Raw genomic sequence first — 21,283 nt, 5'->3', positions numbered from 1 at the left:
TTAACTTTTCATCTTTAAAGTATGCTAGTAAGGTGATAAAAGTCAAAAGAGGTGTTTATGTGAAAAAGATAAGTAGATTGATTGCATTTTTACTTATTGTCATTCTTTTAGTTGGCGGCATGGCAATGAGTTATAAAAATGTAATCAAAAATGTTAACTTAGGTCTTGACTTACAAGGTGGATTTGAGGTTTTGTATCAAGTTAACCCATTACAAGAAGGAGATAAAATAGATAATTCAGCAGTAGAATCGACAGCCAAAACGTTAGAACAGCGTGTGAACGTTTTAGGGGTTTCAGAACCTAAAATCCAAGTTGAAGATGATAATCGAATTCGAGTACAACTAGCAGGTGTAGAAGACCAAAATCAAGCTCGAGAAATATTATCATCACAAGCGAATTTAACAATTAGAGATGCTGACGACAAAGTTCTTTTAACAGGGAAAGATTTAGTTGAAGGTTCCGCCAAACAAGAATTTAAACAAAATACAAATCAACCTGCAGTAACTTTTAAATTAAAAGACAGTGATAAGTTTAGAAAAGTTACAGAAGAAATTTCACAGAATACTGAAAACGTAATGGTTGTTTGGCTCGACTTTAAAGAGGGCGACAGTTACCAAAAAGAAAAATCAAAAGAGGATCCGAAATATGTTTCAGCCGCTTCTGTAGACGAGCCAATTAATTCTACAGACGTTGAAATTTCTGGTGGCTTCCAAGGCGACGATGGTATTGCTGAAGCAAAACAAATAGCTGATTTATTAAATTCAGGTTCACTACCAGTTGATTTAGAAGAAATTTATTCAACATCTGTCGGAGCTCAATTTGGTCAAGATGCCCTAGATAAAACAATTTTTGCGTCTATTGTAGGTATCAGTATTATTTTCTTATTCATGTTAGTGTTCTATCGCATACCTGGCTTAGTTGCGGTGATTACATTAACAACATACATTTACCTAACTTTAGTTGCGTTTAACTTTATCTCAGGTGTCCTTACATTACCTGGTTTAGCGGCTTTAGTATTAGGTGTTGGTATGGCCGTGGATGCCAATATTATCATGTACGAACGTATCAAAGATGAACTTCGGGTTGGTAGGACTTTAAAACAAGCCTATAAAAAAGCCAATAAAAGTTCATTTATCACTATATTAGATGCTAACTTAACAACAGTGCTAGCAGCAGCGGTATTATTCTTCTTTGGTGAAAGCTCTGTCAAAGGGTTTGCTACCATGTTATTGCTTGCTATACTAATGAGTTTCGTAACAGCAGTCTTCTTAACACGTATTTTACTTGCACTTCTCGTGCATTCAAATGTATTCAAAAAACGATTATGGTGGTTCGGTGTTAAACAAAAACAAGTTCATAATATTAACGAAGGTTATGATATTCATGATTTAAGTACACCGTATGATCGTTTCGACTTTATGAAATTAGCTAAACCATTGTTTACATTTAGTGGTATTGTCATCATCGTCGGTATTGTGATTGTCTTTATTTTTAAATTGAACTTAGGTATCGACTTTACTTCTGGTACGCGTGTTGACCTTCAAAGTAATCAAGCGATGAAACAAACTGAGGTCGAACAACGTTTAGATCGTATTGATTTACCACCTGATCAAATGTCGGTAGGTGGTAGTAATGATGAAAATGTATCAATGCAATACAAACGAGACTTATCTAAAGACGAAATTGCGCAATTGAACACAACACTCAATGAAGCATATGGTAATGAACCAACTGTCAATACGGTATCACCAGTCATTGGTCAAGAATTAGCTAAAAATGCTATGATGGCTGTCATTTTAGCTTCAATCGGAATGATTATATACATTACATTACGATTCGAGTGGCGAATGGGTATCGCTTCAATTATATCGTTACTACACGATGCGTTTATGATTATTGCGGTCTTTAGTCTGTTCAGATTAGAAGTAGATATTACGTTCATTGCTGCAGTACTAACCATCATCGGTTATTCTATCAATGATACGATTGTAACATTTGACCGCGTTCGTGAGATGTTATCAAAAGTGAAAGTCATTACAAAAGAATCACAAATTGACTACATTGTTAATAGTTCAATCAGACAAACGTTGACGCGCTCATTTAACACAGTGATCACCGTTGTCATTGTAGTAGTAGCAATATTAATCTTTGGTGCAACAAGTATTTTCAATTTCTCACTAGCACTATTAATTGGATTAATTTCTGGTGTATATTCATCTATTTTCATCGCCGTGCCGTTATGGGGCATGTTGAAAAAACGAGAATTACGAAAATCACCACAACATAGATTACGTGTACACAAACGTAAACGTACAAATGAAGAAAAAGTACTTGTTTAATTAAAAAGTGAATAAATATTATCTTGAGGATGGTTTAAGGGGTTAACCTGAATAATCATCCTCAATTTTTATATTAAATACTCACTTTAGTCTTAAGTACGTATTTTTACAATATAGTTTAAGACAGTTCGATACTTTTTATTTACATATATTTTCGCTATAATGAATTTGAGAAAAAGGCGGGATGATTTATGATTGATGCAAAATATCAATGGATTCAAGAAGATACAACAGAAGAAATAGATCGCGAAACCATTGAAACATTTAATTTGAGTTCAATAATGGTTAAAATCCTACAAAATAAAGGGTTTACATCAAAAGAATCGATACAAGCTATTATCGGTGATGATCATATTTATCATTCTCCATATTTATTAAGTGATATGGAGAAAGCAGTAGAAAGAATAAAACGAGCAATCGAAAAGGAAGAACCCATTTTAGTTTATGGTGATTATGATGCTGATGGCGTGACATCAACCACAATTTTAGTTGAGACGTTACGCTCATTAAATGCCATTGTCACTTGGTACATACCTAATCGTTTTACTGAAGGCTACGGGCCGAGTGAATTAGCCTTTCGTAACGCTCACGATGAAGGTGTTCAATTAATTATAACTGTTGATAATGGGATTCAAGGTCATCAAGAAATTGATATCGCGAATGAATTAGGTGTAGATGTCATTGTTACCGATCACCATGAAATAGGCGATACCTTACCGAATGCTTATGCGATTGTTCACCCGATGCATCCTGAGTATGAATATCCATTTTCATATCTTTGTGGGGCAGGGGTTGCATTAAAACTTTCTCAAGCATTAATTGATCAAGTCCCGAATTATTATTGGAGTTTGGCCTCTATAGGGACCATTGCAGATTTAGTCTCTTTAACGAATGAAAATAGAACCATTGTAAAAAAAGGTCTTGCCTATTTAAATGAAGATATCCCAGTTTCGATAGAGGCGTTATTACAACAAGCTCAGTATGAAGGTGAATTGACAGAAGAAACGATTGGATTTGTTATTGGGCCTCGGTTAAATGCAGTAGGACGACTAGAAGATGCGCAATTAGCAGCAGAATTATTAATGGCTGAAGATAAAGAAGAAGCCGAATTTTTAGCTGAACAAGTAGAATATTTTAATAATGAACGTAAGTCCATTGTTCAATCTTTAACTGAAGAAGCAATGCAACTAGCAGCAATGGAAGTAGAAGCAGGACATCGATTTTTAGTGTTAGCTCAAGAAAATTGGCATGAAGGTGTTTTAGGCATTGTCGCTTCAAGAATCGTTGAACAATATCATTTACCAACGATTATATTAAATCTGGATACAGACTATTCTAGAGCTAAAGGATCTGCGCGAAGTATTTCTCAAATTTCTATGTTTGAAGCATTAAATCAAAATCAATATTTAATTGAAAAGTTTGGTGGGCACCATATGGCTGCAGGTTTAACACTACCAATTGAAAATGTTGAACAATTGAAAACCGCGCTCAATGAATGGATGGACAAGACAGTGAGTGACATAGACTTAAAGCCTACCTGTCGTATTGATGCATTGATAGATGAAGCGGACATTACAATCGATAATATTGCTTCAATTGAGCGACTCCGACCTTTCGGAATGGATTTTGAAAAGCCTACATTTCAGTTGAATCAAATGACTATTAATCAAGTTAAAGCGATAGGCCAAAACAATAAGCATCTTAAATTAAACTTTCAAAATCAAGGGTTACAAGCTTTGTTTTGGAATAATGGTGAACTTGCACAATCATTAATGATGAATCAAAATATCGATATGATTGGTCAACTGCAAATTAATGAGTGGAACGGACATCGAACACCTCAATTAGTCGTTAAAGACTTATATAGTAAGGAAATCCAAATATTAGATTATCGAAGTAAATCCAAACGTTTACCTCAATTTGAAGATAAAGTATGCTATATTATCCATCCCCAAGTTGAAAAAAGTAAGGATAATGAATATTATTATGGGGAAGTAATACCAGAACAATATGACAAATGTGTATTTCGAGACCTTCCACGCGCTTTAGCAGATATGGAAAATACATTAAATCATCTTTCATCTTCACAAATTTATTTAGTGTTCGATCATAAACACTCTATTTATTTTGATGGTTTACCTCAAAGGGAAGTATTTAAAAATTGTTATAAATGGTTGTATCATAATAAGGAATTCAATTTAGTGAAAGATGGGCTTAAATTAAGTCAATTTTTAAAGATAAAACCTGAAATTTTAAAATTTGTCTTAAAAGTCTTCTTAGAACTAGGATTGATTACTCAAAATAATGATATGATATCTCTTGTGACAACAAATCAAAAACATGATATTGAAGCAAGTCGATATTATCAAGCAAGAAAACAACGGATTGAAGTAGAAAAACATTTACTTTATCAAGATTATCAAACAATTAAAATGTGGATTCAAAATCAATTGTCACACGAATCATAGGAGGATATTGAATAATGGATTTAAAACAATATGTTTCAGAAGTACAGGATTGGCCGAAAAAAGGTGTTAATTTTAAAGATATCACAACAATTATGGATAATGGAGAAGCGTATGGTTACGCAACCGATCAAATTGTACAATATGCAAAGTCTAAAGATGTAGACATCGTCGTTGGACCTGAAGCGCGAGGCTTTATTATTGGTTGCCCGGTCGCTTATGCGATGGGAATTGGATTTGCGCCTGTACGAAAAGAAGGCAAACTTCCTCGTGAAGTGATTCGTTATGAATATGAATTAGAATATGGAAGTAACGTTTTAACAATGCATAAAGATGCGATTAAACCAGGACAACGTGTATTAATTACAGATGATTTGTTAGCGACAGGAGGCACAATTGAGGCGGCCATTCATCTTGTAGAACAACAGGGTGGTATTGTTGCTGGGATTGCATTTATTATTGATTTAGCTTATTTAGGTGGTATGGAAAAAATTAAAGACTATGATGTCTTAGCTTTAATCTCATATGATGAATAGTTGCATATTAAGAACTGGTCATTGCGTATAAATCGAGTGGTTGGACAAAACTGTTTTAATATACTTCGAAAACAAGAGCGTTAGTGTTTGTTATGCACACGAGTGATAACAAGGAGACATACCTTTCGTGCACTTTCGGTCGAAGAATCTGCTTTTGGGAAATCGTTCATCGGTTTCCCAGAGTATTCATATTTTATGTCCCAGTCCCAAAAGATACTACGCGAGTAAAAGACGAGTTCTTTTTAATTATCAAAAAACTGCTCAACTGTAAAACGATCAATCATTTTGGTTTACTTTATGAGTGATTTTTTTATAGCTGTTTAATTTTGGTTCATTTATAGAGAATCATGTAGTATGATAGAGATATTATTTAGAATATGGGGGGTCCATATGAATAACGAATATCCATATAGTGCTGATGAAGTATTGTATAAAGCTAAAACTTATTTAAATAAAGAACAATATGAATTTGTGCTTAAAAGCTATCATATTGCTTATAAAGCCCATGAAGGACAATTTCGAAAAAACGGCTTGCCTTATATTATGCATCCTATTCAAGTTGCTGGTATTTTGACAGAGATGCGTCTTGATGGTCCAACGATTGTAGCAGGCTTTTTACATGATGTGATTGAAGATACACCATATACTTTTGATGATGTGGCGAACATGTTTAATGTAGAAATTGCTACGATTGTGGATGGGGTAACTAAATTAAAAAAAGTAAAATACCGTTCAAAAGAAGAACAACAAGCTGAAAACCATCGTAAGTTATTTGTAGCTATTGCTAAAGATGTTCGAGTTATTTTAGTCAAACTAGCTGATCGCTTACATAATATGCGGACGTTACGTGCTATGCCTAGGGAAAAACAAATCCGCATTTCTAAAGAGACATTAGAAATTTATGCACCACTTGCCCATCGATTAGGGATTAATACTATAAAGTGGGAACTTGAAGATACAGCGCTACGTTATATTGATAATATTCAATATTTCAGAATAGTGAATTTGATGAAGAAAAAACGTAGTGAACGTGAAGCTTATATTGACAATGCTATTGAAAATATTCGTAAAGAAATGGACATTATGCAAATTCAAGGCAGTATTAATGGACGCCCCAAACACATTTACAGTATTTATCGGAAGATGATGAAACAGAAAAAGCAATTTGATCAAATTTTTGATTTATTGGCTGTACGCATTATTGTGCATTCAATTAAAGATTGCTATGCCGTCTTAGGGTTGGTGCATACGTTATGGAAACCAATGCCTGGTCGATTTAAAGACTACATCGCTATGCCAAAACAGAATATGTATCAATCATTGCATACAACGGTAGTGGGGCCAAATGGCGATCCATTAGAAATTCAAATTCGAACACAAGAAATGCATGAAATTGCAGAACATGGTGTAGCTGCACATTGGGCATATAAAGAGGGTAAACAATTAAATCCAAATCAACCATCTTATAGTAAAAAGTTGAACTGGCTTAAAGATATTACAGAAACTGATCACACTTCCTCTGATGCACAGGAATTTATTGAATCATTAAAGTTTGATTTACAAAGTGATAAAGTTTATGCTTTTACGCCTGAAAGTGATGTAATTGAATTGCCTTATGGGGCCGTACCAATTGATTTTGCATATGCGATTCATAGTGAAGTCGGCAACAAAATGATAGGGGCTAAAGTGAATGGTAAAATTGTACCGATCGATTATATTTTACAAATAGGTGATATTGTAGAAATTCGTACGAGTAAGCATTCGTATGGCCCAAGTCGAGATTGGCTTAAGATTGTAAAATCATCTAGTGCGAAAAGTAAAATTAAAAGTTTCTTTAAAAAGCAAGACCGCTCTTCAAATATTGAAAAAGGTAAATTTATGATAGAAGCGGAATTAAAAGAACAAGGATTTAAACCAGATGAGCTGTTAACAGAGCAAAATATTAAAATCGTGAATGATAAGTACAATTTTGCCAACGAAGATGATTTATATGCAGCTGTTGGTTTCGGTGGTGTTACATCTACACAAATTGTGAATAAGCTCACAGAACGTTTACGTATCGAAAATAAACAAAAGGCCTTGAATCAAGCTCAAGAGGTCACTAAATCGGTCCCTATTAAGGATCATATCACCACGGATTCTGGGGTCTATGTAGAAGGATTAGATAATGTACTTATAAAATTATCAAAATGTTGTAATCCAATTCCTGGTGATAAAATTGTAGGCTATATTACCAAAGGACACGGTATCAAAGTACATCGTACAGATTGTCCTAACATTAAGTCCGAAACTGACCGATTAATCGATGTAGAGTGGGTTAAATCTAAAGATGCTTCTCAAAAATATCAAGTGGATTTAGAAGTGACAGCGTATGATCGAAATGGATTGCTTAATGAAGTGTTACAAGCGGTCACAAGTACATCTAGCCAACTTGTTAAGGTTTCAGGTAAGTCTGACATTGATAAAAATGCGATTATTAATTTAAGTATCATGGTTAAAAATGTGCACGAAGTCTTTAAAGTTGCAGATAGAATTAAACAATTAGGCGATATTTATACCGTTACGAGAGTCTGGAATTAGGAGTGAAAAATAAATGAAAGTCATAGTTCAGCGAGTGAAATCTGCAGCCGTTTCTAACGAACAAATTCATAATGAAATAGGAAAGGGATTTTGTCTGTTAGTCGGTATCTCTGAAAATGATACGATTAAAGATGTTGAAGTAATTACGCAAAAAATTGCTAATGCACGTTTGTTTGAAGATGAAAATGGTAAACTCAATTTTAATATTCAACAAATGGGTGGTGAAATTTTATCCATTTCGCAATTCACATTGTATGCTAACGTGAAAAAAGGAAATCGACCTAGCTTTACGGACGCAATGTCACCACAAGACGCGGAAGCATTATATCGCACTTTTAATGAACACCTTGAGCAATTTAATATACCCATTGAAACAGGAGAATTTGGTACTGATATGTTAGTCGACATTAAAAATGACGGTCCGGTTACGGTCATTTATGAAAGTGTGGACGGCAAAATTATATGAAACGTGTCAAAGTCAGAATAAGACCTAATAAGATCAATCCTAATATGATCTATACTATTTTATTTAGTCTAGCTATTCTTGTTATTTTAATTTGTTCATTTGCTTTATTTAACTTTCAAAATGATAAAAAGTTAAAAGTTGAGGAAGATGCAGACATTTTGACAGGACCTAATGCTGCATACCCTAAAATTTATAATGTTCAAAAAGGAGATACATTTAATATCATTTCTAAGGAAGGTAAATGGCTTGAAGTTGTGTCTCCGGATGAAAAGAAAAAAGGGTGGATTGCGGGTTGGCATACGAATTTAGATATTAAGGAAGATGTCAATCCCAATTCAGAGCCATTAAAAAATAAAGTTGTCATCCTTGACCCAGGACATGGGGGTGGAGACCAAGGTGCTTCAAGTAGTCAGTCTGGCAAACAAACATTAGAAAAAGATATCACACTTAAAACGAGTTTAGAATTAAAAAAGAAACTTGAAGATGAGGGTGCTAAAGTTAAAATGACTCGTTCTGATGATACATATGTTAAACTTAAAGATCGTCAGGACGAAGGCGATGTATTTATCAGTATTCACAATGATGCATTAGAATCGAAAAAAGCAAATGGTGCGACTGTGTACTGGTATAAAGAGCAACAAGAACGCTTGGCAGAATCTTTAAATTCAGCAATACAAGAAAAAGCGCTGTTATCTAATCGAGGTACGCGTGAAGAAAATTTTCAAGTGTTACGACAAACTGATTTACCAGCTGTATTGTTAGAGTTAGGTTATATTAGTAATCCAACTGATGAAGCGATGATGAAAGATAAAAATTATCGTGCAATCGTTGAAAGTGGAATTGTAGAAGGTTTGAAAGAATATTTTTTAAGTTAACTTGTTGAAAGTTACAAGAAAAACAGGTACTATAGACATTGAATAATATATGATAAACCGTTTGAATTCTTGAAATGATATGTTAATGGAGTTATTAAGAGAGTCTATTCATTGGCTGAAAGGTAGACCTTCTGATCATATTTATTGAACACAAGAAGAGGAACACTATCAAAAATAGTGTCGTGTTGCTAACGTTACTAGCAATTAGAGTAAGTGTGCATTTAAATGATAGCAATGCTTTGCTATGTTATACACTTTGGCACACTTTAAATGAGGGTGGCAACACGTTGAAAGACGTCCCTTGTATGTTTACCGGCATACAAGGGATGTCTTTTTTATTTTTACAAAAAAAGACAAATGAGGTGTTAAATTTGATTAATATCCCGAGAGGTACCCAAGACATTTTACCAACAGAGTCACCTAAATGGCGATATATTGAAAATAAACTAGATGAATTAATGGAACGATACAATTATAAAGAAATACGTACACCAATATTTGAAAGTACAGATCTATTTGCAAGAGGTGTAGGCGATTCAACCGATGTTGTACAAAAGGAAATGTACACGTTTAAAGATAAAGGAGACCGTAGTTTAACACTACGTCCAGAAGGCACTGCAGCAGTTGTGCGAAGCTATATTGAAAACAAAATGCAAGGATTGCCTAATCAACCAGTTAAACTATATTATAATGGTGCAATGTTTAGATATGAACGTAAACAAAAAGGACGTTATCGTCAATTCAGCCAATTTGGTGTTGAAGCTATTGGGGCAGAAAACCCTAGTATTGATGCTGAAGTACTAGCGATGGTGATGCATATTTATCAATCATTCGGTCTGAAAAAGTTAAAGTTAGTCATTAATAGTGTAGGTGATATAGATTCAAGAGAAGAATATCAAAAAGCACTACGCGAACATTTTCAACCAGTGATTCACACGTATTGTGCCGATTGTCAACATCGTATCGAAACAAACCCAATGCGTATTTTAGATTGTAAAGTAGACCGTGATAAACCTGAAATGAAAACAGCACCAGCTATTACGGATTACTTAAATGACTACTCTAAACAATATTTTGAAGATGTAAAAGCGCATCTAGATCGATTAAATATTCCATATGAAGTTGATTCTAATTTAGTGAGAGGCTTAGATTATTACACACATACAGCTTTTGAATTAATGATGGACAACGAAGGATATGATGGCGCAATTACGACTTTATGTGGCGGAGGTCGTTATAACGGTTTATTAGAATTGTTAGATGGACCTCAAGAAACAGGTATTGGCTTTGCATTAAGTATTGAACGATTACTTTTAGCACTAGAAGAAGAAGGCATCGAGCTCCCTGTTGAAAACACCCTTGATTTATTTGTAGCCACAATGGGTGAAGCGGCAGATGATTATGCAGTAACATTATTAAATGAACTACGTCATGCAGGTGTCAAAGTCGATAAAGATTACTTATCACGTAAATTAAAAGGACAAATGAAACAAGCGGATCGCCTAAATGCTCAATATACTATTGTTTTAGGTGACGATGAACTTGCTAAAAATGAAGTGAATATTAAAGATATGGCTACAGGTGAGTCTCAAACAATATCATTAAAAGATATCGCGAATTATATATTAAAGGAGAGTAAATAATGGCAAAACGAACAACTTATTGTGGGTTAGTAACTGAAGATTATTTAGGTCAAGAAATCACGTTAAAAGGTTGGGTTCATAATCGTCGTGATCTAGGAGGATTAATCTTCGTTGATGTACGTGATCGTGAAGGATATGTACAAGTGGTATTTAACCCAGATTATTCAAAAGAAGCATTAGAAATAGCAGAACGTGTTCGTTCAGAATACGTTGTTGAAATTAGTGGTGAAGTAACAAAACGTGATCCTGAAACGGTTAATCCAAAAATTAAAACAGGCAATGTAGAAGTTAAAGCATCAAGTATTAAAATCATTAATAAATCAGAAACACCTCCGTTTGCATTAAATGAAGATAATTTATCAGTAGATGAGAATTTACGTTTAAAATATCGTTATTTAGATTTACGACGTGCACCATTTGCATATACATTTAAAATGAGACACCAAATTTCTCAAGCAATCCGTCGTTATTTAGATGATGAAGGTTTTTATGATGTTGAAACGCCAGTATTAACAAAATCAACACCTGAAGGCGCTCGAGACTATTTAGTGCCATCACGTGTGCATGAAGGCGAATTTTACGCATTACCTCAGTCACCTCAATTATTTAAACAATTGTTAATGGTGAGTGGTTTTGATAAATACTACCAAATTGCCAAATGTTTTAGAGATGAAGATTTACGTGCTGACCGTCAACCTGAATTCACGCAAGTAGATATTGAAATGAGTTTCGTAGAGCAAGAAGATGTTATAGCTCTAGGAGAGGAAATGCTTAAAAAAGTAGTTTCTGAAGTGAAAGGACAAACGATTACTGAAGCTTTTCCACGTATGACTTATCAAGAAGCCATGGAACGTTATGGTAGTGACAAACCAGATACACGTTTCGGTATGGAATTGATTGATGTGTCTAAATTAGGTCATGTTATGGACTTTAAAGTATTCAAAGGCGCTGTAGAAAATGGTGGACAAATTAAAGCAATTGTCGTTGAAAATGCAGCAGAGGACTACACACGAAAAGATATAGATGGATTAACTGAGTTTGTTAATATTTATGGTGCCAAAGGATTAGCTTGGGTAAAAGTTGTAGACTCAGGTTTAACAGGTCCGATTGCGCGTTTCTTTGAAGATGATCACGTATCACTGCTTCAAGAATTAACATCTGCAAAAGCAGGCGATTTAGTTTTATTTGTTGCAGATTCAAAAGATGTCGTGGCGCAAAGTTTAGGCGCGCTAAGAAATAAATTAGGTAAAGAACGTGGATTAATCGATCCAGAACAACTTAATTTCTTATGGGTAACAGATTGGCCATTATTTGAATATGATGATGAAGCACAACGTTATGTAGCAGCACATCACCCGTTTACATCTCCAAAAGAAGAGGATCTTGAAAAATTAGAAACAGCACCTGAAACAGCCGAAGCACAAGCGTATGATATTGTGTTAAATGGATATGAGTTAGGTGGCGGTTCTATACGTATTCATAATGGTGACGTTCAACAAAAAATGTTTAAAGCATTAGGATTTACACAAGAGGAAGCGGAAGCACAATTTGGCTTCTTATTAGATGCCTTTAAATATGGTGCACCGCCACATGGTGGTATCGCATTAGGATTAGACCGTTTAGTGATGTTATTAGCAGGTCAATCTAACTTAAGAGATACTATTGCCTTTCCAAAAACAGCATCAGCTACTGATTTATTAACTGATGCACCAAGTCATGTGTCAGATCGTCAATTAGATGAATTATCGTTAAGAATTAAAAAGTAATCGCTATAAAACTTTAAACTTGCGATTAGTCATCAATGTGTTAATATAGAGCTATAAGATAGTCGTCTGTAGTGTACGTAAGTTCGCTTTTTGTATTTTGACCTAACACTCTTTGATCAAGGGAGTCCAATAGGTTTTCTTGTAGCGCACACGCCTCTATAGGAGGACGTGCAAACCAAGAAACAGGACACCCACCTGTACTTAGCAGGCCAAAATGATCAAGCACTTAAAACTACGGCACAACGGATTCTATCGATACGCAAGGCTTAATGTCTTGCGTATTTTTTTGAGTTTAAGATGGATTATTTAATGGAAATAGAAAAATAGTGATGTTGAGAGACAATACTTCAATCTAAAGAATTAAGAAGGGTAGAACATTAAATAGATTGTATTTTATCTCATGAGTTATTAGAGAATTTAGGAAATGTTTAATATAAAGGAGTTTCAATCATGAAGCATCAATTTTCGAGAAACGAATTAGCAATTGGTGAAGAAGGTTTAGACAAATTAAAACAAACAACAGTAGCCATCCTTGGTATAGGTGGTGTTGGTACTTTTGCTGCTGAAGCACTTGCGCGTACCAATATAGGTCATATCATATTGATCGATAAAGATGATGTAGATATTACAAATGTCAATCGACAAATACATGCATTAACAACAACCATTGGTCAAAGCAAAGTTTCATTAATGGAAGAGCGTATTAAATTAATTAATCCAGAATGCAAAGTCACTTCTTTACATATGTTTTATACAGAAGAGACTTATGAATCTTTATTTAATGATTACAATATTGATTATGTGGTGGATGCTAGTGATACCATCATTTATAAAGTACATCTCATGGAACAATGTCTCCAAAGAAATATAAAAATCATTTCAAGTATGGGTGCTGCAAATAAAACCGATCCGACGCGTTTTAATATAGAAGATATTTCTAAAACACATACAGATCCTATTGCACGCGTGATTCGTCAAAAATTAAAACGAAAAGGCATAAAAAAGGGTATACCAGTCGTATTTTCAGATGAAAGCCCAATTGTTATTAGAGAAGATGTGAAGGAGAAAGTTGGGGATGCCCAAGGTAAAAACAGAAAGGCTCAAATGCCGCCTTCTTCTAACGCTTATGTTCCTAGCGTAGTTGGACTTATTTGTGCAAGTTATGTATGTAATGACATATTAAAAGATATCCATGTCGAGCGTATAAAAGATAAACAATAGTAACATCGAAAAAGGTAGGAGTACATGAGCTCCTACCTTTTTATCGTTTATTTTGAATTAGATGATTGTCGTTTAAGGTTATTATAAATATCACTGAATTGTTTTTCGATTTTAGAAGTAGATTTTGCGCGATAATATGACCGTTTTTTTAGTAAATCTGGCAAGTATTGTTGCGGTACAAAGCCATTTTCATAATCATGAGGATAAAGGTATCCTTGAGCATGACCTAATTGTTTTGCACCTTCGTAATGGCCATCTTTTAAATAATCTGGAATTTGGCCGACATTACCTTTGCGTATATCTGTTAAAGCTCCGTCAATCGCACGATAAGCAGAGTTCGATTTTGGTGAGAGACAAAGTTCGATAACAGCTTGACTTAATGGGATTCTAGCTTCTGGTAAGCCCAATCGTTCAGCCGCTTCAATGGCTGCTAATGTACGTTGTCCAGCGCCAGGAGAGGCTAAACCAATATCTTCATAACTGATGACCAATAGACGTCTTGTAATAGTGGGTAAATCTCCAGCATATATGAGTCGAGCTAGATAGTGTAACGCAGCATCGACATCACTGCCGCGAATCGATTTTTGGAAGGCACTCATCACATCAAAATGCATGTCGCCATCCTTATCGCTAATAAACGCACCTCTTTGTAGACAATCCTCCGCATCAGATAAAGTAATTATAGGGTTCTCCTCATTTGCACTTAAAACAGCAAGTTCTAATGCATTTAATGCGCTTCGAACATCTCCTTGACTTTGAGAAGAAAAATAGGCCAACGCTTCCGGTTCAATAGAGGCATTATACGATTTTAGTCCTCGTGTTTCATCATCTAACGCCATCTGTAAAGCTTTTTGAATATCCTCTTGGGTCAATGGATATAATTCAAAAATTTGAGTACGTGAACGAATAGCTGGATTGATGGCATGATAAGGATTTGAAGTTGTAGCACCAATGAGTACAATTTTTCCATTTTCAAGATGAGGCAATAAGAAGTCTTGCTTTGATTTATCCAAACGATGGATTTCATCTAATAGTAATATAACCTGACCTGACATTTTTGCTTCATCTACTATCATTTGTAAGTCTTTTTTTGAATTGGTTACTGCATTGAGTTGACGAAACTTATACTGTGTACTGCCTGCAATCGCTTGAGCAATACTTGTTTTACCAATTCCTGGTGGCCCGTAAAGTATCATTGAAGATAAACGTTTGGTGTTGACCATACGTCGAATGATGCCTTTAGTACCTACGAGATGATCTTGACCTAAGATTTCATCTATATTTTGTGGTCTCATTCTCGAAGCTAATGGTTCAACCGTCATTTTAATCACCCTGTTCAAAAGATAAATTATGTAGAAGTATGTTATGCTTTGTAGTGAAGTTGCATTGGTATTATAATAATATAAATAATGACTAATTTTAAGTAAATCGGATTATATAAGGTGAGGTTAAAATATGAAAATATCAACAAAAGGACGCTATGGATTAACATTAATGATTGCATTAGCGAAACGACAAGGCACAGGTTGTGTTTCTCTTAAAGCAATTGCTGAAGAAAATGATTTAAGTGATCTTTATCTAGAACAACTTGTTGGACCTCTACGAAATGCAGGATTAATTCGTAGTGTGAGAGGTGCTAAAGGTGGATATGAACTTAAAATGCCTGCTGAAAATATTACAGCTGGAGATATCATTCGTTTACTTGAAGGTCCAATTACGATTGTTGAACGTATGGAATCTGAACCACCAGCACAACAACAGTTATGGTTACAGATGAGAGATGCAGTAAAAGAGGTATTAGACAAAACAACATTGCAATCTTTAGCAGATCATAAAGAACAAAAAGATAATTTAGAAGGTTATATGTTTTTTATTTAACGCAGTTGTATGTGATAATGACAAGATTGCAAGGTAAGGAAGAAAATGCTTCCTCTTTAAAATGGAAAGAAGCGGGTAGGATGTGGTTAAAACCTACTTTTGGGAGACTGTCATACGGTTTCCCAGAGCATTCAATCCAATTTACAATTTAACGCTCTAAAATTTAGGAGGTTTTCTGATGGATACATATACTTTAAGAAATGGTCAAATTCTTGATCAAGTTGGGTTTGGAACATATAAATTAAATGGCATGCAAGGTGCGCATGCGATTTCAAACGCAATACAATTGGGGTATCACGTATTAGATACAGCATATAATTATGAAAACGAAGGCGCAGTAGGTCGTGCGATTCAGCTGAGTGGCGCTCAACGTCAAAATCTATTTGTCACTTCAAAATTGCCAGGCCGTTATCAATCATATGATGATGTATTCGTAACAATTCAGGAATCACTTTTCCGCTCAGGGTTAGATTATTTTGATTTATATTTAATACATTGGCCAAATCCGAAGCAGGGACTTTATGTAGAAGCATGGAAAGCAATGATCGCAGCTCAAAAAGCGGGCTTGATTAAATCAATCGGTGTGTGTAACTTTTTACCTGAACATCTTGAAACTTTAAAAGAAGAAACTGGCGTATTACCAGAAGTAAACCAAATTGAATGCCATCCTTACTTCAGCCAAAATGAGCTGATCCAATATCATCAAAATCATCAAATTTTAACTCAAGCGTGGAGTCCATTAGGGCGAGATAATGGTGTCATGAAGGAACCTACTATTGTTGATATTGGGAAGAAATATCAAAAATCGCCAGCACAAGTCATATTAAGATGGCATCTTCAAAAAGGTGTGATGCCTATCCCTAAAGCAACCTCATCTGTTAGACAATTAGAAAATAAATCAATATTCGATTTTGAACTATCACAAGAGGACATGAATCAAATAGACGCGTTAACGCGAGAAGATGGGCGTCGTAAAAATCAAGACCCTGCTGTATATGAAGAATTTTAAAAAATATGTTTAAAGTGTTTAAATAGTGGTATTGTTAAAAGTAACCAAAATCAAAGGAGGCTATTATCATGGCTGAAAATGAAAGCAAATTTGATCAAGTTAAAGGTAACGTAAAAGAAACAGTTGGTAACGTAACTGACGATAAAAAATTAGAAAATGACGGTAAAGGTGACAAAGCTTCTGGTAAAGCTAAAGAAACAGTAGAAAACGTTAAAGAAAAAGCTAACGACCTTATCGATAAATTCACAGGTAACGATAAAGATAAAAAATAATCTGTAAACAAATAGCTAGGTGCGAAAGTGAGTTTACTCATTTTCGCACCTAGTTTTTTTATATCATATTTTAAACGTTACTTTATCAATTTAATACAATGAATCCATCACTTCTTTAAAGTAAGTGTAAGAGCGATGTTGTAAAGCTTCATCATAAATATAACTTACTGCCATGATTTCATCGATGTCACCGTAGTCTTCGATAAATTGATTAATTTTCGATTTAACTGTAATTTTATCACCGACTAATGATTGAGCAACCCTTTGTTTTGCCATTGCGATGACGCGAGGTGATAAAATGGATGACAAGTCATCAACAGGGGGTTGCATTTTTTGCACGCGACCATTTAGAATACTTGCAAATACTTGAACTTGAGTTGTTGCTAAGTAGTGCGCTTCATCATTTGTATCTCCAATAATGACATTTAAACATACGATCACATAGGGTTTCTCTAAATATTGTGAGGGTTGAAATTGTGATTTATAGATATCAATGGCTTCTTTCATTTGTTCTGGTGCAAAATGGCCAGCAAAGACATATGGTAAACCTTTGCGTGCAGCGACATAAGCAGAATCAGTTGAAGAACCAAGGACATAAACAGGTATATTTGTGTTAACTGCAGGAATCGCTTTCACAAAGCCTTGAGCAGTTTCAGAGCCAAAATATTGATTAAGTTGATCAATCTCTTCTGGGAATTGAAAGACACCATTATGTTGATCTCGTCTGAGTGCACTAGCGGTAGCCATATCTGTGCCTGGTGCACGTCCTACACCTAAATCGATGCGATCACCATATATTTTATATAATGTGCCAAATTGTTCTGCAATAATTAAAGGGGCGTGATTGGGTAACATAATGCCGCCTGACCCAATCCGTAACGTATTCGTATGAGCTAAGGTATGTTGAATCAGTAGAGAAGTTGCGGAACTAACAAGATTAGGTGCATTATGGTGCTCTGCAATCCAAAAACGCGCATAATCCAATTCTTCTAAATGTTGCGCTAAAGCAACATGTTGTTGTAACGCATCTGTATCTTTTTGTCCTTCTCGGATAGGTACTAAATTTAATGCAGAATAATTCATTTTATGTGTCAATGCGTCCTCCTCCTTTAAATATATTGATTGAAACCTACTATCACTATATCATTTAAGATGATTAACATTGAACTTAAAAGTTTTAAAGATTACAATAATAACGACTAATTATAAACGAGTAACTAGAATTTTTAGTGTGCTAATGCTAAAATAAGGAACATTGAATATAAGAAAGGACTGTCATATCAATGGGTGTATATGCGGACTATGCAGCAACGACGCCAGTGAAACCTGACGTTATTGAAAAAATGATGACGATTTATCAAGATCATTTTGGGAATCCATCGTCTATTCATTCACAAGGACGTGATGCGAGACGCTTCTTAGACGAGTCGCGACGTACAATTGCTAAACATTTAAATGCGCATCCAAACGACATTATTTTTACGAGTGGCGCTACTGAATCTAATAATACAGCGATAAAAGGCATTGCATATGCCAATCAACATAAAGGAAAGCATTTAATTACTACTAAAATAGAACATCACTCAGTATTGCATGTCTTTGAATTTTTAGAACAAAATGGTTTTGAAGTCACGTATTTAGACGTTGATACAACAGGAAAAGTTGACGTAAATCAGCTTAAGGAAGCGATACGTGAAGATACGATTTTAGTGTCGATTATGCTTGTGAATAATGAAGTAGGTACAGTTCAACCTGTTTATGATATCCAAAGCATTATTGAGCAAAGTTCAGCCTATTTTCATATGGATATTGTGCAAGCTATAGGCCATTTACCAGTAGATGTACAAGATTTAAAGGTAGACGCAGTGAGTTTAACAGCTCATAAATTTGGTGGCCCTAAGGGAATAGGAGCTTTATACATTAAAAAGGGGACACCTGTGCAATTTGTACAACATGGTGGAGAACAAGAAAGCAAGCGTCGTGCCGGTACGGAGAATGTAGCACAAATTGTAGGTTTAGCTACTGCATTGGAAGATGCTGAGACCCAAAGAGATGCAAATAATGTTCATTTAGCACTATTAAAAGAACAATTGTTGGTTGGTCTTCAAGATCGTGCGATTCCGTTCGAATTAAACGGTTCAATGGTTGAAACGACTAATCACATTATTAATCTTTACTTTCCATTTATAGATGTTGAAACGTTATTAACTTTACTAGATTTATCAGGTATATACGTGTCTTCAGGTTCAGCTTGTACAGCGGGTTCTACGATTCCATCCCATGTATTATCTGCTATGTTTGGTGACAATCCTAAAGTGACGCAATCTATACGAATTAGTTTAAATGAACAAATGACTAAAGATGATATCAATCAAATTATTATTGAACTACAAAAGATTTATCTAAAATTTAAGGAGGATTAAAAGTTGACACATTCAGATACCCGTGTAGTAGTCGGTATGTCAGGTGGTGTCGATAGCTCAGTGACGGCCTATTTATTAAAAGAACAAGGTTATGAGGTAATAGGTATATTTATGAAAAACTGGGATGACACGGATGAAAATGGCATATGTACTGCTACTGAAGATTATAATGACGTGATTGCTGTATGCAATCAGTTAGATATTCCTTATTATGCAGTTAATTTTGAAAAAGAATATTGGGATAAGGTATTTACGTACTTTTTAGACGAATATAAAAAGGGCCGTACGCCAAACCCTGATGTGATGTGTAATAAAGAAATTAAATTTAAAGCCTTTTTAGAGCATGCATTAAAATTAGGCGCTGATTATGTTGCAACGGGTCATTATGCACAAGTGAGACGCAATGATGACGGCACAGTAGAAATGTTACGAGGCGTAGATACTAATAAAGATCAAACATACTTTTTAAATCAATTAACACAAGACCAACTTCAAAATGTAATGTTTCCACTCGGACATTTAGACAAAAAAGAAGTTAGAGCAATTGCTGAACAACAAGATTTAGCCACTGCTAAGAAAAAAGATTCTACAGGCATATGTTTTATTGGAGAAAGAAATTTTAAAACATTTTTATCTCAATATTTGCCGGCTCAATCAGGTGAAATGAGAACATTAAATGGTGTTGTAAAGGGTCAACATAGCGGATTAATGTATTACACTATCGGTCAACGTCACGGTCTTGGTATTGGTGGCGATGGTGATCCTTGGTTTGTTGTAGGTAAGAATTTAGAGGATAACGTATTGTATGTTGAACAAGGTTTTCATCATGATGCTTTATATAGTGATTACTTGATTGCTTCTGATGTATCATTTGTTAATCCAATTGATTTGTCTCAACCGCTTCATTGTACGGCGAAGTTTAGATATCGTCAGAAAGATACTAAAGTTACAGTGACACGCGAAAATGATAATGCCATTCGTGTAACATTTGACGAACCGGTACGCGCAATTACGCCTGGACAAGCAGTTGTTTTATATGATGAAGAAGTTTGTCTTGGTGGCGCTACGATTGATGATGTATTTAAAGAATCTGGACAATTAGATTACGTATTATAAACGGTAAAAGGTGATTTGCTAATGGAACAAGAACAAATTCATCAACTGATGCAACAAGGAAAGTACGAAGAAGCGTTACAAGCTTGCTTTGATAATATCGAACATGATCCTAAAGCAGTTGAAAATTATATCAATTCTGGGATTTTACTAGCTGAAGCTAACGAAATTGAAAAAGCTGAACGTTTTTTTCAACGCGCGATTGATTTACAACCTGATAATGGCAGTGTTTATTACAATCTTGCTAATGTTTATTTCAATGAACAACGATTTCAAGAAGCGATAAAGTTATATCAACTGTCAAAAGAAAAAGGATTAGATACAAAAGATACCAATTACATGATTGGCTTAGCATTTAAACAAATGGAAGCTAATAGAGAAGCATTACCTTATTTAATGCGTGCAGCTGAAATAGATGACCATTTTGAGGATTTAGAAGTACAATTTCAATATGCGCTTGATTTATGTGAACTTGAAATGTTTCAACAAGCTATCCCAATTTTAGAGCGCATTTTAACATTGAATAACGAACATGCTGATGCACAATATAACCTTACCTTAGCAACATATATGCAAGATGAAGATATTGATAAAGCAATCGAGGGATTTGAACGTGCTACCGAAATGGATCCATCACATTTACTAAGTCAACATGCATTAAAAACATTCCAACGAATTAAAGAAGAGGAGCTATAAC

At 34.8% G+C, this 21,283-nt stretch carries 17 protein-coding genes and 1 other RNA gene; 16 read left to right on the top strand and 2 right to left on the bottom strand.

Translation table 11 applies throughout. The annotated features are described in order from the left end of the window. Nucleotides 1-59: 59 nt before the first annotated feature. The 10 genes from secDF (at nt 60) to ACEE93_RS05075 (ending at nt 13,891) form a co-directional block, all read left to right on the top strand. Nucleotides 60-2,339, top strand: coding sequence for a protein translocase subunit SecDF (secDF, locus tag ACEE93_RS05120; RefSeq protein WP_449155653.1), 2,280 nt, complete (start codon nt 60-62; stop codon nt 2,337-2,339). A 191-nt stretch (nt 2,340-2,530) separates the two neighbouring features. Further along, nucleotides 2,531-4,807, top strand: a complete 2,277-nt coding sequence (gene recJ / locus ACEE93_RS05115; protein ID WP_449155652.1) for a single-stranded-DNA-specific exonuclease RecJ — start codon at nt 2,531-2,533, stop codon at nt 4,805-4,807. Nucleotides 4,808-4,821: 14 nt separating this feature from the next. Then, nucleotides 4,822-5,340, top strand: a complete 519-nt coding sequence (locus ACEE93_RS05110; RefSeq protein ID WP_449155651.1) for an adenine phosphoribosyltransferase — start codon at nt 4,822-4,824, stop codon at nt 5,338-5,340. Nucleotides 5,341-5,730: 390 nt separating this feature from the next. Further along, complete coding sequence (locus tag ACEE93_RS05105; protein WP_449155650.1) at nt 5,731-7,920, top strand: RelA/SpoT family protein; 2,190 nt, start codon at nt 5,731-5,733, stop codon at nt 7,918-7,920. 13 nt (nt 7,921-7,933) lie between these two features. Further along, nucleotides 7,934-8,386 carry a D-aminoacyl-tRNA deacylase gene (gene dtd / locus ACEE93_RS05100; protein ID WP_449155649.1) on the top strand — a complete coding sequence of 151 codons (453 nt, stop codon included), beginning with the start codon at nt 7,934-7,936 and terminating at the stop codon, nt 8,384-8,386. Next, on the top strand, nt 8,383-9,261 hold the full coding sequence (locus ACEE93_RS05095) for an N-acetylmuramoyl-L-alanine amidase (RefSeq protein WP_449155648.1): 879 nt from the start codon (nt 8,383-8,385) through the stop codon (nt 9,259-9,261). Before dtd ends, ACEE93_RS05095 begins: the two co-directional genes overlap by 4 nt. A gap of 371 nt (nt 9,262-9,632) precedes the next feature. Then, nucleotides 9,633-10,904, top strand: a complete 1,272-nt coding sequence (hisS, locus tag ACEE93_RS05090; RefSeq protein WP_449156432.1) for a histidine--tRNA ligase — start codon at nt 9,633-9,635, stop codon at nt 10,902-10,904. Next, on the top strand, nt 10,904-12,670 hold the full coding sequence (gene aspS / locus ACEE93_RS05085) for an aspartate--tRNA ligase (protein ID WP_449155646.1): 1,767 nt from the start codon (nt 10,904-10,906) through the stop codon (nt 12,668-12,670). The genes hisS and aspS overlap by 1 nt, the downstream gene beginning before the upstream one ends. A gap of 60 nt (nt 12,671-12,730) precedes the next feature. After that, a non-coding RNA gene (ssrS, locus tag ACEE93_RS05080) (6S RNA) lies at nt 12,731-12,923 on the top strand. Between the two features lie 197 nt (nt 12,924-13,120). Next, entirely contained in the window at nt 13,121-13,891 is a 771-nt protein-coding gene (locus ACEE93_RS05075; protein ID WP_449155645.1) for a tRNA threonylcarbamoyladenosine dehydratase, read from the top strand. Nucleotides 13,892-13,938: 47 nt separating this feature from the next. Here ACEE93_RS05075 and ACEE93_RS05070 read toward each other — a convergent pair whose 3' ends face one another. Next, a complete protein-coding gene (locus ACEE93_RS05070) occupies nt 13,939-15,213 on the bottom strand; it encodes a replication-associated recombination protein A (RefSeq protein ID WP_449155644.1) in 1,275 nt (424 codons plus the stop codon). A 133-nt stretch (nt 15,214-15,346) separates the two neighbouring features. Between ACEE93_RS05070 and cymR the strand changes: the two genes are divergently transcribed. The 3 genes from cymR to ACEE93_RS05055 all read left to right on the top strand — a co-directional run bounded on the left by cymR (nt 15,347) and on the right by ACEE93_RS05055 (nt 17,050). Further along, entirely contained in the window at nt 15,347-15,769 is a 423-nt protein-coding gene (gene cymR, locus ACEE93_RS05065; protein WP_449155643.1) for a cysteine metabolism transcriptional regulator CymR, read from the top strand. 178 nt (nt 15,770-15,947) lie between these two features. Then, entirely contained in the window at nt 15,948-16,778 is an 831-nt protein-coding gene (locus tag ACEE93_RS05060) for an aldo/keto reductase (RefSeq protein WP_449155642.1), read from the top strand. A 68-nt stretch (nt 16,779-16,846) separates the two neighbouring features. Beyond that, the gene (locus ACEE93_RS05055) at nt 16,847-17,050 is read left to right on the top strand and encodes a CsbD family protein (protein ID WP_449155641.1); all 204 of its coding nucleotides are present in this window, start codon (nt 16,847-16,849) and stop codon (nt 17,048-17,050) included. 90 nt (nt 17,051-17,140) lie between these two features. On the opposite strand, the gene ACEE93_RS05050 is transcribed toward ACEE93_RS05055, so the two are convergent. After that, a complete protein-coding gene (locus tag ACEE93_RS05050) occupies nt 17,141-18,133 on the bottom strand; it encodes an LLM class flavin-dependent oxidoreductase (RefSeq protein ID WP_449155656.1) in 993 nt (330 codons plus the stop codon). A 200-nt stretch (nt 18,134-18,333) separates the two neighbouring features. Here ACEE93_RS05050 and ACEE93_RS05045 point away from each other — a divergent pair, with 200 nt between their 5' ends. The 3 genes from ACEE93_RS05045 to ACEE93_RS05035 are packed head-to-tail and all read left to right on the top strand — an operon-like array spanning nt 18,334 to nt 21,282. Next, complete coding sequence (locus ACEE93_RS05045) at nt 18,334-19,473, top strand: cysteine desulfurase family protein (RefSeq protein WP_449156431.1); 1,140 nt, start codon at nt 18,334-18,336, stop codon at nt 19,471-19,473. Between the two features lie 3 nt (nt 19,474-19,476). Further along, nucleotides 19,477-20,589, top strand: coding sequence for a tRNA 2-thiouridine(34) synthase MnmA (gene mnmA / locus ACEE93_RS05040; RefSeq protein ID WP_449155639.1), 1,113 nt, complete (start codon nt 19,477-19,479; stop codon nt 20,587-20,589). A 21-nt stretch (nt 20,590-20,610) separates the two neighbouring features. Beyond that, on the top strand, nt 20,611-21,282 hold the full coding sequence (locus ACEE93_RS05035) for a tetratricopeptide repeat protein (protein WP_449155638.1): 672 nt from the start codon (nt 20,611-20,613) through the stop codon (nt 21,280-21,282). The last annotated feature ends 1 nt before the right edge of the window (nt 21,283 follow it).

The sequence above is a fragment of the Staphylococcus sp. 11262D007BW genome, assembly GCF_053547815.1.
The sequence above is the reverse complement of the archived record's forward strand: the minus strand, read 5'-3'. Positions and strand labels throughout refer to the sequence as shown.